This window comes from Bacteroides sp. PHL 2737 (genome assembly GCF_004115325.2).
GTDB lineage: Bacteria > Bacteroidota > Bacteroidia > Bacteroidales > Bacteroidaceae > Bacteroides > Bacteroides hominis.
Genome location: NZ_CP040630.1, coordinates 4,163,607 through 4,176,815 on the forward strand (window position 1 = coordinate 4,163,607; position 13,209 = coordinate 4,176,815).

The 13,209-nt window shown below is 43.3% G+C and carries 13 protein-coding genes; 11 read left to right on the forward strand and 2 right to left on the reverse strand.

Going from position 1 to position 13,209, the window contains the following annotated elements; all coding sequences use genetic code 11:
• Positions 1-34: 34 nt before the first annotated feature.
• From DBK98_RS17205 to DBK98_RS17240, 8 genes are all read left to right on the forward strand, one after another.
• Positions 35-655: a phosphoribosylanthranilate isomerase gene (locus DBK98_RS17205; RefSeq protein WP_005778341.1), complete on the forward strand. Its 621-nt coding sequence runs from the start codon at positions 35-37 to the stop codon at positions 653-655.
• Positions 656-706: 51 nt separating this feature from the next.
• Positions 707-1,477 carry a tryptophan synthase subunit alpha gene (gene trpA, locus DBK98_RS17210; RefSeq protein WP_032530048.1) on the forward strand — a complete coding sequence of 257 codons (771 nt, stop codon included), beginning with the start codon at positions 707-709 and terminating at the stop codon, positions 1,475-1,477.
• Positions 1,478-1,675: 198 nt separating this feature from the next.
• Positions 1,676-2,722, forward strand: a complete 1,047-nt coding sequence (locus DBK98_RS17215) for an asparaginase (RefSeq protein WP_005778344.1) — start codon at positions 1,676-1,678, stop codon at positions 2,720-2,722.
• A 166-nt stretch (positions 2,723-2,888) separates the two neighbouring features.
• A complete protein-coding gene (locus DBK98_RS17220) occupies positions 2,889-5,315 on the forward strand; it encodes an LruC domain-containing protein (RefSeq protein WP_032537035.1) in 2,427 nt (808 codons plus the stop codon).
• A 305-nt stretch (positions 5,316-5,620) separates the two neighbouring features.
• Positions 5,621-5,986, forward strand: a complete 366-nt coding sequence (locus DBK98_RS17225) for a PleD family two-component system response regulator (protein WP_032530046.1) — start codon at positions 5,621-5,623, stop codon at positions 5,984-5,986.
• On the forward strand, positions 5,987-7,150 hold the full coding sequence (locus tag DBK98_RS17230; protein ID WP_005778348.1) for a sugar transferase: 1,164 nt from the start codon (positions 5,987-5,989) through the stop codon (positions 7,148-7,150).
• 16 nt (positions 7,151-7,166) lie between these two features.
• Positions 7,167-8,060, forward strand: coding sequence for a hypothetical protein (locus DBK98_RS17235; protein WP_032537034.1), 894 nt, complete (start codon positions 7,167-7,169; stop codon positions 8,058-8,060).
• Between the two features lie 16 nt (positions 8,061-8,076).
• Positions 8,077-8,706: a DapH/DapD/GlmU-related protein gene (locus DBK98_RS17240; RefSeq protein ID WP_005806651.1), complete on the forward strand. Its 630-nt coding sequence runs from the start codon at positions 8,077-8,079 to the stop codon at positions 8,704-8,706.
• Positions 8,707-9,263: 557 nt separating this feature from the next.
• Here the strand turns inward: DBK98_RS17240 and DBK98_RS17245 are convergent.
• Together DBK98_RS17245 and DBK98_RS17250 are read right to left on the reverse strand one after the other, a co-directional pair.
• Positions 9,264-9,872: a response regulator transcription factor gene (locus DBK98_RS17245; RefSeq protein WP_005806654.1), complete on the reverse strand. Its 609-nt coding sequence runs from the start codon at positions 9,870-9,872 to the stop codon at positions 9,264-9,266.
• A complete protein-coding gene (locus tag DBK98_RS17250) occupies positions 9,862-10,566 on the reverse strand; it encodes a hemerythrin domain-containing protein (protein WP_005778355.1) in 705 nt (234 codons plus the stop codon). The genes DBK98_RS17245 and DBK98_RS17250 overlap by 11 nt, the downstream gene beginning before the upstream one ends.
• Before the next feature lie 207 nt (positions 10,567-10,773).
• On the opposite strand from DBK98_RS17250, the gene DBK98_RS17255 reads away from it, so the two are divergent.
• The 3 genes from DBK98_RS17255 to DBK98_RS17265 all read left to right on the forward strand — a co-directional run bounded on the left by DBK98_RS17255 (position 10,774) and on the right by DBK98_RS17265 (position 12,970).
• The gene (locus tag DBK98_RS17255; protein WP_032537055.1) at positions 10,774-11,949 is read left to right on the forward strand and encodes a phosphoribosylaminoimidazolecarboxamide formyltransferase; all 1,176 of its coding nucleotides are present in this window, start codon (positions 10,774-10,776) and stop codon (positions 11,947-11,949) included.
• 127 nt (positions 11,950-12,076) lie between these two features.
• The gene (gene fldA, locus DBK98_RS17260) at positions 12,077-12,586 is read left to right on the forward strand and encodes a flavodoxin FldA (RefSeq protein ID WP_005820601.1); all 510 of its coding nucleotides are present in this window, start codon (positions 12,077-12,079) and stop codon (positions 12,584-12,586) included.
• A 21-nt stretch (positions 12,587-12,607) separates the two neighbouring features.
• Positions 12,608-12,970: a DUF2023 family protein gene (locus DBK98_RS17265; RefSeq protein WP_005778362.1), complete on the forward strand. Its 363-nt coding sequence runs from the start codon at positions 12,608-12,610 to the stop codon at positions 12,968-12,970.
• Positions 12,971-13,209: the final 239 nt, after the last annotated feature.

Genomic DNA, 13,209 nt, shown 5'->3' on the forward strand with positions numbered 1-13,209 from the left:
AATCGAAATCAAAACCATTCAATTAAGAACAAGAATGATAAACGACAAACTGATAAAAGTCTGCGGAATGCGCGAAGCCGACAATATCCGCGATGTAGAACAACTAAAGGTCGACATGATAGGCTTTATCTTCTACCCGAAGTCTCCCCGCTGCCTATGCGAGCTTCCGGCTTACATGCCGGATGCGGCAAAGCGTGTGGGTGTCTTTGTCAACGAAGACAAAAAAGAAATCGAGATACTTGCCGACCGTTTCAGTCTGGATTATATCCAGCTGCATGGCAATGAATCACCGGAATACTGTCATTCACTCCGGTCAACCGGGTTAAGGCTGATCAAAGCGTTTTCCATCGCCCGGAGAAAGGATTTTGAGAACACCGAAGCATACGAAAAATCTTGTGACTATTTCCTGTTCGACACCAAATGTGAACAACATGGCGGCTCGGGCAATCAATTCGACTGGACGATGCTGAACAGCTACAAAGGGAAAAAGCCTTTCTTACTTAGCGGCGGAATCAATCCATACAGTGCTCCGACCCTGAAAGAATTGCGTCATCCCCAATTGGCGGGTTTTGACCTGAACAGTCGTTTCGAAGCCAAACCGGGACTGAAAGAGGTAGAAAGACTCAAGTTCTTTTTAGAGCAACTGGGGAAATAAAGCTCCACCAACCCTGAATATAAAAAAGTAATGAATTAAAAATAAAAGTGTATGAACAGAATAAACCAACTTTTCAGTAGCAATCCCAAGGATTTGCTATCCATCTATTTTTGTGCCGGCACTCCTACACTGGAGGGAACAGCCGAAGTGATCCGTGCCCTCGAGAAACATGGAGTAAACATGATCGAAATCGGTATCCCTTTCAGTGATCCGATGGCAGACGGCATTGTAATCCAGAATGCAGCCACACAAGCCCTACGCAACGGGATGTCGCTCAAACTTCTGTTTGAACAGCTGCATAATATCCGCCGGGATGTAAAAATCCCATTGATATTAATGGGATACCTCAACCCGATTATGCAGTTCGGCTTCGATAACTTCTGCCGGCAGTGTGCCGAATGTGGAATCGACGGTGTCATCATTCCCGACCTTCCCTTCAAAGACTATCAGGAGCACTTCCGCAACATTGCGGAGCAATATGACATCAAAGTGATTATGCTTATCACTCCCGAAACGAGTGAAGAGCGTGTACACGAGATTGACGAACATACGGACGGTTTTATCTATATGGTTTCGTCGGCTGCCACCACAGGGGCACAACAGGACTTTGACGAACAAAAACGTGCGTACTTTAAAAAGATTGAAAAGATGAATCTGCGCAATCCACGCATGGTAGGTTTCGGCATCAGCAACCGGGCCACTTTCCGTGCTGCCTGCGATAATGCCTCGGGAGCCATTATCGGCAGCCGTTTTGTTACTCTGCTCAATGAAGAAAAGGATCCGGAAAAGGCCATTCTCCGATTAATTGACGGAATAAAATAAGAACAAGACTCACCACAGAGGACACAGAGCAACACGGAAACGATTTTAAGTCGTTGTTTGTTAGTAAAGAGCTCTGTGATACTCTGTGCAACTTCGTGGTGAAAAGAATCTCGACACAGTCTCTTTTATCGTTTATCGTTTATAGTTTATAGTTCTTTTTTGTATCTTTGTCGGCAAAACAGCAAAAAAGATACAGATATGAAAGCAGATTACCCCTCCGTATTACTCATTTATACTGGTGGAACTATCGGAATGATAGAAAACCCGGAAACCGGTGCTCTGGAAAATTTTAATTTCGACCATCTACTAAAGCACGTACCCGAACTGAAAAGATTCAATTACCGCATCTCTTCCTATCAGTTTGATCCCCCTATTGACTCTTCGGACATGGAACCGGCATTCTGGGCCAAACTGGTTAAGATTATAAACTATAACTATGACTCTTTTGATGGGTTTGTCATCCTTCACGGCACCGATACAATGGCGTATACAGCTTCTGCCCTCAGCTTCATGCTCGAGAACCTGAGTAAACCTGTCATCCTGACCGGCTCTCAACTCCCGATCGGTACACTACGCACAGACGGCAAAGAAAACCTGATTACAGCTATTGAAATTGCAGCAGCCAAAAATCCGGATGGCACCGCAATCGTTCCCGAGGTCTGCATCTTTTTTGAAAACCATCTGATGCGTGGCAACCGCACGACTAAAATCAACGCTGAAAACTTCAACGCTTTCCGCTCGTTCAACTATCCCCCATTGGCACGAGTAGGCATCCATATTAAATATGAACCTAACCTGATCCGCAAACCGGATCTGACCAAGCCTCTGAAACCTCACTATCTGTTTGATACGAACGTAGTCATTCTGACACTCTTCCCCGGGATTCAGGAGGGGATCGTATCTGCACTGCTCCATGTGCCGGAACTAAAGGCAGTAGTATTAAAAACATTCGGTTCAGGCAATGCACCCCAGAAAGAGTGGTTTATCAGGGAACTGAAAGACGCTACGGACCGGGGTATCATTATCGTCAATATCACTCAATGTGCCTCCGGTGCCGTCGAAATGGAACGCTATGGCACCGGTATCCAGCTGCTTCAGGCAGGAGTCATCAGCGGATACGACAGCACACCGGAATGTGCGGTCACCAAATTAATGTTCCTCTTAGGGCATGGACTCGACAATAAAGAGATCAGGTATAAAATGAATTCTTGCCTGATCGGCGAAATAACCAAAAGGACCGAATAAACACTCCATGCACCAGGCCTCTTTGGCATCTTCGTTATCACCGGATCGTATTATTCCTAAAAAATATTAATGACGTTATAATAAGTTATATTTCAAGCAATGCAGGCCGATTAATAGTTGTATATTTGTGTTGTATATTTGCAAATACTGAACAAAACAAACAAGTATGAAAACAACAATTAACAAACTATTTTTTGCATCGTCAATGATCCTATCGACGGCGTGCATTACAGCTTGCGTTGATGATAACAAAGATCTCTATGACCCCTCTTATCAAACTCCCAATCCCATGGAGGATATCAGTGCTCCGGCGGGATTCGACTGGTCGTCTACAAATTCCATAAAATTTAGCGTGGAAGTCGATGATGAGTTTGACGGACAGTATTATTATACCGTAGAAATATTAGATAAAAATCCGCTTGAAGCAACAGCAGAGGATCCCTACAATACTTTAGCCAAAGGAGTTGCCAAGAAAGGAGAAGCTTATCAGACCGAAGTAGTGTCTTCCAAGGATATAAAGTATCTTTATGTCCGTCAGACTGACCCACGTGGCAGGGACCAGATAAAACAAGTGGAAATCAGCGAATCAACTTCCCATGTTCAATGCTCTTTTACAGGTACGTCTGCCATCAAAACGAGAGCTTTGGTAGCCACCAGAGGGAATAACGGAGGAATTGACATTCCTAAAAGAGCAGAACAAAGCTATGACACCAATGGAGCTATCCCGGTAACAAGTTCTTCCCAAGTTTTGGAAGGAGGGAAAGCCTATATTGTAACCGGAAAATTCCAAGGAAAATTTAAAGATACCTCTCTCAGCAACTCCAACAGAGCGACTGTCTATATACAAGGAAACTGGGAACCGGCACAAACTACTACTCAAGACTTCCTGGATATTATTGTTCTAAAGGGTGGAACGATTGAGGGAACATACCTGAAACTACAGAATGCAAGTAATTTAACGATCCAATCCGGAGCCAAGATTAAGATAGCTAAATTGGAAGGTAATACGCAAAGCACGATTTGTAATTTCGGTGAAATAGAAGTGGGTAATCTACTATTAAATTCTTTTGATCTCCTCTATAATGGGAATAAAGTAGATATTGAACACAATATAGATGCCTCTCAAGGAGGAAGTATTCATAATTTCGGAGAATTAGATGTAGAAGAAGAAATAAAATTGAATACTTCTTCAATTGTATACAATGCTGCCGGAAGTGAGTTGGAAGCGAAGAAATATACAGCAGCCGGAAGTAAGAACGTGAACTTCGGAGAAATGGAATTCGATACATATGATAGCGGTGAAGCGGGAGGTTCCCTATATAATAACTGCATGCTCTTTGTAGAACATATGAAAGCAGGAGGCATTATTTATCTGGATCATGGAGTCATAGCAGAAGAAAAAGAAGATGACAAGAAAAAGGATTATTTTGAAGAAGCTGATGATATATACTTTTATGACAATGCCAAACTGACGTTGGCCAATGGTTCAATGATAAAAGCAGAAAAAATAACCATTAACTCCGGTTTTTCAGCTATAGGCGAAGGAGATGAAGCTTCTCTATTGAAAGTGACCGATAAATTACAGATCGATAACTGGTCAAATAAGTTTAGTGGTAAACTTTATATCAGCGGTAAAATCAATTGTTCCCATAATGACATGTATCAAGCGGGAAGTGAGGTGATCTTTTCAAGCGAGCCCGATATCATCATAACCGGCTGCAATGGAAAAACGGAACTGCCGGATCCTGCTCCGGAACCTTCTGATCCTAACTTCCCGATTATTGTGGATGACAACCATAATTATACATACCTGTTTGAAGACCAGTGGCCTCTGTATGGAGACTACGACATGAATGATATCGTTCTGGAAATAAAACACAGAAAGACAAGTATAGACAAATGGAATAAGATCACAGAACTCGACCTGACGATTGAGTTAACTGCTGTCGGTGCCCAGAAAGCAATTGCAGCCGCCATCATGTTCGACGAAATTCCGGCATCTGCCATCACGCAGCCTGTTACTTACGCAAACAACTATCGTCCGATATCATTCGACCTTACTGATAAGAATATAGAGAAAGGCCAGGACTATGCGGTAGTTCCCTTGTTTGACAATGCACATGCACTGATGGAGCGCCCGGCAGGTTCGTTCGTCAATACAGTTTCCGGTAGTGACAATAACCAAAAGGACTCCAAGATCATCAACTTTACACTCAGATTCGACCAGGCGTCGGCACCAAGCAGTGATGCACTCAATATAAACAAACTGAATCTCTTCATCATCACTGACAGAGGCAGCAAACGAAAAGAGATCCACGTAGCCGGATATCAGCCAACCAAACTGGCAAATACTGAACTGTTCGGAGGCAACAATGATGCATCTTCCGTAAACGGAAAGAAATATTATATCAGCAAAGATAATCTGGCATGGGGCATCATAGTTCCCACCCAATTTAAATGGCCGTTAGAATATACAAAGATTCAAAATGCATATAAACAGTTTGCCGGATGGGTAACCAGCGGTGGAGTGAATAACACAAAGTGGTGGAACGATTTTGATAATACCAAAGTGTTCCAGACCAATAAAAATTAGAACAGACTATTGAACAGAAGGCTGTGTCAAAACTCACCACAGGAGGACACAGAGTAACACAGAGGCAATTTTAAATTGTTGATTATTAGCAAAAAGACTCTGTGCTACTCTGTGTTACTCCGTGGTGAAAATAGTTTCGACCCAGCCTCTTTTCGTGTCTAAAAGAGAGCCTTCAGATAAAAACACTTCTTTTAGAGAACATTGTTACAGAAATATTATATATATTTGCAGTACTGAGTAAATATACTCTATCTTACACTTAAACAAACAACAAAGCAAACATCATAACGATACTTAATCACATTATGAGAAAGAAGATATTACTTGTTGACGATAAAGAAACGATTGGTAAAGTAGCGTCAATCTATTTAGGCAAAGATTACGATTGCCAGTATGTACAAAATCCGATAAAAGCAATTGAATGGTTATATGAAGGTAATTTACCGGACCTGATAATATCAGACATACGAATGCCGGAGATGAGAGGAGATGAATTCCTGCATTACCTGAAGCACAATGAATTGTTCAAAGACATTCCCGTCATTATGCTCTCCAGTGAAGAAAGTACAACCGAAAGAATCAGATTATTGGAAGAAGGAGCCGAAGACTATATCCTGAAACCTTTCAACCCCATGGAGCTAAAAATCCGTGTCAGAAAAATCATAGACTAAATGCCACATCTCATTTATATCGGGAGACATACTGCTACTATCGAACATTTCTCTAAGATAGCTGAAGGTGCGTTTTATGCCATTCAAAACAGCAAGAAAGCGAGCGAATTTATCGATAAGATTCGTGAAAAGTATGATATAGCGATCCTTTTCGAAGAACGGGATCTATCAAAAGATATTCCTGAGATCCAGTATCTGAGAAAAAAATTCCCGGGTGTATACATCGTCCTTGTCACTGAAGGAATCAATAAAGAAGACAGGCCCGTCTATCTGAAAGCCGGTATCAATAATTCAATGTCGTTTGATTCTACCTCCGAAGCATTTAAAAACATGTCGGAGTTTATGATGCGACGGAAACAGCAAAAAATTAACGATATCAACGAAAAAGGATCGAACTTACAGGCTTTCAGACTGCCTTTATGGAAAAGATTATTTGATATAACTTTCTCGTCGATAGCCATACTCTGCTTATCTCCGATACTGTTAATCACAGCGTTAGCCATCCGGATGGAGAGTAAGGGTGCCGTAGTGTATAAATCCAAACGGGTAGGAAGCAACTACAAAATATTCGATTTCCTGAAATTCCGTTCCATGTATACCGATGCGGACAAACACCTGAGAGACTTCAACCAGCTTAACCAATATCAGGCCGAGGAGGAAGAACAGAACCCGGCGGAAGAAGAACTGCTGATCAGCGATGATATGGAGCTGAATGAGGAAGAAATCATGCTTATTTCAGATGATTTCGTCATATCCGAACAAAGCTATACAAATAAAAAGTCCGTAGAAAAGAAAAATGCGTTCGTTAAACTGGAGAATGATCCCCGCATCACCAAAGTGGGACGCATCATCCGTAAGTACAGCATCGACGAACTGCCGCAACTTATCAATATCCTGAAAGGAGATATGTCCATCGTGGGCAACCGCCCTCTCCCGCTTTACGAAGCCGAACTGCTGACAAGCGATGAATATATCGACCGCTTCATGGGGCCGGCCGGGCTAACGGGACTTTGGCAGGTAGAAAAACGCGGAAGCAGTGGGAAGATGTCCGCTGATGAACGTAAGCAACTGGATATAAAATATGCCAAAACGTTCTCCTTCCAACTGGATATGAAAATTATCCTGAGAACTTTCACGGCGTTTATACAAAAAGAGAACGTATAACCGTACATATGAAACTATGGATACTTTTATTCAAATAACAGATTTTATTCTGTTTCTGTGCTTCAGCCTGTTTACCATCTATCTGGGAATACCGGCAGTGGCAGCTTCTTTAAAGAATGCCACGCGATACCCGAAGACAGGAAAGAAACATAGATTTGCCATTCTGTTCCCTACGGATACTCCTTTCTCTTTTTCGCCCGACTATCCGGAAGAGCTGTATAAAGTATTCACTTACGAAGACCTGACAGAAACCGTAGGTACGCTGGATGAAAAGGATTTTGATGCCGTAATCATCCTCGGAAAAACAACTTGGATTGAACCTGCGTTTCTGAATGAAATAAATAAAGCATTCGATGGAGGAGCCAGAGCTATCCAACTTCATCCTATCACAGAAAACCGTTCTACCCGGAAGCAATACTTTCAGGCATTGAACGAAGAAATCAATCATTCTTTCTTCCGGAAAGGAGCCATCCGCCTGGGAGTATCATCGGCCTTATGTGGTACGGATATGGTGTTAGATCTGGCATGGCTGAAGAAGAACCAAAAGAGCCGTAAGAGTAATCTGGAAAGAAGATTAGTCCGGCAGGGCATCTTCGTCGAATATCTGGAAACGGTAAAAGTCTACAGCAATGACATACGTATCCCACAATATAAAGTAAGATTCTCCAAGGCTCTCCCAGCACTTCCGGAAGCAATGCTCACGGCACACTGGGATTATTGCAACAAGATTTTCAGATGGGTTCTGCCTTCCTGGAGAACAGGCTTAACCGCCATTTTTTTCATCGCAATACTGTTGCTTTGCTACAACTGGACTCTGTCTTTAAAGTGGTGGGCCTTACTTTACGTCCTGATATTCATCGTATGTCTGGCTATCCCGGATTATCTGGTAGGACAGAAAACCAAGAAATAACCAACTCTCCCCGACTATGGCACTGAAAGAGACAATCAAACAGAACCCTGCACTTAAACAAGCCGTACACCGATTCATCATGCATCCGGTGAAAACACGTCCCAACTGGTGGATACGCATATTCTCTTTTCTCTACCTGAAGCGGGGAAAAGGTTCCGTGATATACCGAAGCGTACGCCTCGACCTCCCTCCGTTCAACCTTTTCTCTCTTGGAAAATACTCGGTAGTAGAAGATTTTTCGTGTCTGAACAATGCGGTGGGTGACCTGATTATCGGTGATTATACCCGGATCGGACTGGGAAACACAATTATCGGCCCTGCAACCATCGGTCACCATGTAAATCTGGCACAGAACGTAACGGTGACCGGTCTTAACCATAACTATCAGGATGCAGACAAACGTATAGATGAACAAGGAGTGAGCACTCGGCCCGTCACGATTGAAGATGACGTGTGGATAGGCGCCAATGCAGTCATCTTGCCCGGCGTGACACTGGGAAAGCACTCGGTGGTAGCCGCAGGAAGTGTTGTCAGCCGTTCTGTCCCCCCCTACTCCGTATGTGCAGGCAGTCCGGCCAAAGTGATCAAGCAGTTCAATCCGCAAAGCAAAATCTGGGAAAAAATAAGCCCGAATGGGCGAAAGTAACTACATATAGTGAGATATCTTACGTAATATACCCTAAAAAGGGGATTGTGGCAACTGCGAAAACACGCTATCTTTGCAGTATCAGAATTTAATTAATTAGTCATAATTTTATTACGTAGCCACATTTGAGTAAAAGGAACAATCCCGCCGAAGTGATTTCGTCGGGATTTTGTTATTTATATGGTTACCGGACAGATCAACCGGATATGAAACAGTGAAGAGAAAACAGTAAAATCCGGGCATAAAAAAACGAGTAAATTCTTCAGTAGAATTACCCGCCCCACATCAGAAAAGCCATAAAGGCTTTTCTTTAATACCTCAAAATTCCTAAAAACACAATCTTCTTTTTACCTAAAAACTCTCAATACCTATTATTCTTTTACCTTTAAAAATCTTTACCTAATTGAAAATCACTTGAAACTTTTAATACCTTAAATCTTTATCTAATACCTAATATTCTATTTTACCTTAAAAAGCAATTTCCCAACTGCACTGCAAAGATACGGCTTTTTTCTAACCCGACAAGCGGTTTTATGTTTTATAACATTCTTTTAGAGCTATAAATCCTTTACGTCACTTAGCTCAACCAGCTTATTTACAATAGCATAGATGGTCAGACCGGCCGCACTGTGTATTTGCAGCTTCTTGCTGATATTTCTGCGATGTGTGATCACCGTATGGATAGAAAGAAAGAGTTTTTCGGCAATTTCCTTATTGGTCATTCCCTTCACCACACAAATCACGATCTCTTTCTCACGTTGACTCAGAGCCTCCTGGCTATCCTCCTCTTCTTCGGGTTCTATATTCTGCAAGAGATTGATTTTATTGGCCAACGCCTCCAAGTCATCGAAAATAGAAATGGACGCATCATACTTACTAAGCAGCGAAGCATCGATAAACGAACTGACCAATGCCACTACCCTGATTCCCTTGCCGGCAGTCTCTTCACGGAAACGCGCCACATCGAAAAAGTCGCCAAATGTAGGGTTGACCACCAATATATCGGGGAACTGTGTACGCAGGCAATCGTTGAGTGCCTCTACCGACAGCAGTTCTACCGGTTGAATTTTCAGATTGGGTAAACGTTTCAAAGCCAGCGTCAGGCCACTGCGAATAATCACCGACGTCTCGGCTACAGCTATACGGATTGATTCGTTATTTTTCATTTTCTCGCATCCTCCTTTCCAGTTTCAGAATGGCAGGAACAAACAAATAGTCTTCTACTTTACAGTGTGATTCAAGCCCTTCCTCACAAGCATAAATATCAAACAAGGCTGCATTCAGCACATTGGTATTTGCCTTGGCCGGACAATATTTAATAATAATGTTTTTCAGCTCCGTAAGCCGCTCTCCTACCTGCTCGTGATGTTTTGAGAAAGTGCTGATCTGATAATTCTTAGGCGCATTGCCATGAATCAGCGTATCCACATACTTAAACACTGTTTTTTCTTCATACTCCATATGTTTGCGTACCTCCCGCATATATCCGTCGAAGAACTTCAGAATAAGGAATGAAACATCGTCCTGCGAACAGTCAATGGCTTCAATCAACTTCCTCCGGATGGCCGGCAGACAGTAATCGAGAAAATAGATATGCGCTTGTCTCAGATAATCGACCAAAGCCGGTATGGAAATATCGTCGGCACTGCCGTCCATACGTGAGAACCCTTCAGCCATGAAATTCACAACAACCAAAAATGTATGGCAATCTACATTGTTCATCTCACAGACCTCTTTCACTGTCTTGTCACCAAACCCTAATGAAAGCCCAAAGCGGCTCATAACTTGTAAAAGAGAATAATTATCACCGATAAGGTCGATCATTTTATCGGTTGGTTTATATTTTTGTAGTTTATCCATCAACACCTTAATTATATTACGGGTGCAAAGAAACACAATATTTAGATGGTACGCAATCACTATAAATAGGTATTTTCACGATAAATAAACTAAAAAAACACAAGAAATGACGAAACAGGACGGCATGTAAACAACAAAATCATGGATTATCCTTCATCGTTCACCACTATTTTTTACCTTTGCATCAATCAACTAAAACATAACAATATGACAAACGAACTGGAGCTGAAATATGGTTGTAACCCCAACCAAAAACCCGCGCGTATCTTTATTAAGGAAGGCGAACTGCCCATCGAGGTCCTGAACGGCAGACCCGGATATATCAATCTGCTGGACGCCTTGAACAGTTGGCAGTTAGTGAAAGAACTGAAAGAAGCAACCGGACTTCCGGCTGCCGCTTCATTCAAGCACGTAAGTCCGGCAGGTGCCGCGATAGCAGTGGAAATGAGCGAAACATTGAAGAAGATTTATTTCGTAGACGACATGGAACTTTCTCCGATGGCAACTGCGTACGCCCGTGCCCGGGGTGCCGACCGGATGTCATCTTACGGAGATTTCATCGCCCTTTCTGATGTTTGCGACGAACCGACAGCCCGCATCATCAACCGTGAAGTGTCGGACGGAGTCATTGCTCCCGGCTACACTCCGGAGGCACTCGAGATTCTGAGAAACAAACGGAAAGGTACTTATAATGTAATCAGGATAGATCCGGCATACCGTCCGGCCCCCATCGAACATAAAGACGTATTCGGCATTACATTTGAGCAGGGACGCAATGAACTGAAGATTGACGAAAGCCTGCTAAAAGAAATGCCTACCCGGAACCGGAACATTCCGGCTGATGCCAAACGTGACTTGATTATCGCCCTGATCACTTTGAAGTATACACAGTCCAACTCCGTATGCTATGCCAAAGACGGGCAAGCCATCGGCATTGGTGCAGGACAGCAATCACGCATCCATTGTACCCGCCTGGCCGGAAACAAAGCCGACATCTGGTATTTGCGCCAACATCCGAAAGTGATGAATCTGCCTTGGAAAGAAAAGATACGCCGTGCCGACCGTGACAACACGATCGACGTATATATCTCGGACGACTATATGGATGTGCTGGCCGACGGCGTATGGGAACAGTTCTTCACCCGGAAACCGGAAGTGCTGACCCGTGAAGAAAAGCGTGCATGGCTCGATACGCAATCGGGCGTAGCTTTAGGCTCGGATGCCTTCTTTCCTTTTGGAGACAACATTGAACGTGCGCACAAAAGCGGCGTGAGCTACATTGCCCAGCCCGGTGGATCAGTTCGTGACGACCATGTGATAGATACCTGTGACAAATACGACATAGCGATGGCCTTTACGGGCATCCGGCTATTCCATCATTAATAACAATCGCCCCCTTTACTCCCCATTTATAGTGATAACTACCCTGTTATTTCCACTATAAATGGGGATTTTCTGTTTCTTCCGAACCTCTTATCTTTGCCACATCATTTAAAAACAAGATCAGAAAATGAATAAAATTGGAGTATTTTACGGTTCCACAACGGGGACTACCGAAGATGTAGCCCGCCGGATTGCAGAAAAACTGAACGTTCCTAAAGGTGACATCCACGATGCCTCAAAACTGAACGACGAGTTAGTGAAAGAGTATGATGTATTAGTGCTGGGCACCTCTACATGGGGAGCAGGCGAACTTCAGGATGATTGGTATGATGGCATTAAAGTGCTGAAGAAGGCCGACCTGTCTCACAAATTTGTAGCGCTCTTCGGTTGCGGCGACTCAGATTCATACGGCGATACCTTCTGCGACGGCATCGGTATCCTGTACGAAGAGCTGAAAGACACCCATTGCACCTTCTGCGGAGCAACCGACCCGTCCGGCTACACATTCGACTCTTCTGTCGCAGTAGTCAATGGCAAATTCGTGGGACTTCCTTTGGATGAAGTTAACGAAGACAACAAGACCGACGAGCGTATTGCCCAATGGACTGAATCTTTAAAAAAAGAATGTATCAACTAATTTAAAATTCCAACGAACGTTATGGCTATCGAACGAAAGGTTCCGGGTGAAATACGAATTTTCCTGAACCATGTATACGAATTCAAGAAAGGGATACGCAACATGGTGCTCTACACCATGAATAAGGAGCACGAAGCGTTTGCCATACAACGTCTGGAAAAACAGAATATCAGTTACCTGATACAAGAAGTAAATACCAATAAGATAAATCTGTTCTTTGGTAAGGCCGAATGTATGGAAGCCATACGGCATATCATTATTCGGCCTTTGAACCATCTCACTCCGGAAGAAGATTTCATATTAGGCGCCATGCTCGGATACGATATCTGCCAACAATGTAAACGATATTGCAGTAAAAAAGAAAATATAAAGATTGCCGGCTAAGTTTCAGATTGTTTTCAGTACAAGGACACGGTTCATCCGGCAGAAGGATACAGCCACGCCGGAATGAACCAACAGGATGACACAGAGTTTCGCAGAGGGAAAATAACAGCCAGCCTTGCGGAACTCTGTGTCACATTGTAGCGAGCCCACTTGCCCCCCCCATACAACCCCACAGTCGCCTGATAAACCGTGCCGGTTTCGCCTACCTCTATTTCATAAAGAATGTTATCCCCGTAGTA

Bases quoted from the DNA above. Each gene is read 5' to 3' on its own strand.
- DBK98_RS17205 (WP_005778341.1), top strand. From the start codon at position 35: ATGATAAACGACAAACTGATAAAAGTCTGCGGAATGCGCGAAGCCGAC.
- trpA (WP_032530048.1), top strand. From the start codon at position 707: ATGAACAGAATAAACCAACTTTTCAGTAGCAATCCCAAGGATTTGCTA.
- DBK98_RS17215 (WP_005778344.1), top strand. From the start codon at position 1,676: ATGAAAGCAGATTACCCCTCCGTATTACTCATTTATACTGGTGGAACT.
- DBK98_RS17220 (WP_032537035.1), top strand. From the start codon at position 2,889: ATGAAAACAACAATTAACAAACTATTTTTTGCATCGTCAATGATCCTA.
- DBK98_RS17225 (WP_032530046.1), top strand. From the start codon at position 5,621: ATGAGAAAGAAGATATTACTTGTTGACGATAAAGAAACGATTGGTAAA.
- DBK98_RS17230 (WP_005778348.1), top strand. From the start codon at position 5,987: ATGCCACATCTCATTTATATCGGGAGACATACTGCTACTATCGAACAT.
- DBK98_RS17235 (WP_032537034.1), top strand. From the start codon at position 7,167: ATGGATACTTTTATTCAAATAACAGATTTTATTCTGTTTCTGTGCTTC.
- DBK98_RS17240 (WP_005806651.1), top strand. From the start codon at position 8,077: ATGGCACTGAAAGAGACAATCAAACAGAACCCTGCACTTAAACAAGCC.
- DBK98_RS17245 (WP_005806654.1), bottom strand. From the start codon at position 9,872: ATGAAAAATAACGAATCAATCCGTATAGCTGTAGCCGAGACGTCGGTG.
- DBK98_RS17250 (WP_005778355.1), bottom strand. From the start codon at position 10,566: ATGGATAAACTACAAAAATATAAACCAACCGATAAAATGATCGACCTT.
- DBK98_RS17255 (WP_032537055.1), top strand. From the start codon at position 10,774: ATGACAAACGAACTGGAGCTGAAATATGGTTGTAACCCCAACCAAAAA.
- fldA (WP_005820601.1), top strand. From the start codon at position 12,077: ATGAATAAAATTGGAGTATTTTACGGTTCCACAACGGGGACTACCGAA.
- DBK98_RS17265 (WP_005778362.1), top strand. From the start codon at position 12,608: ATGGCTATCGAACGAAAGGTTCCGGGTGAAATACGAATTTTCCTGAAC.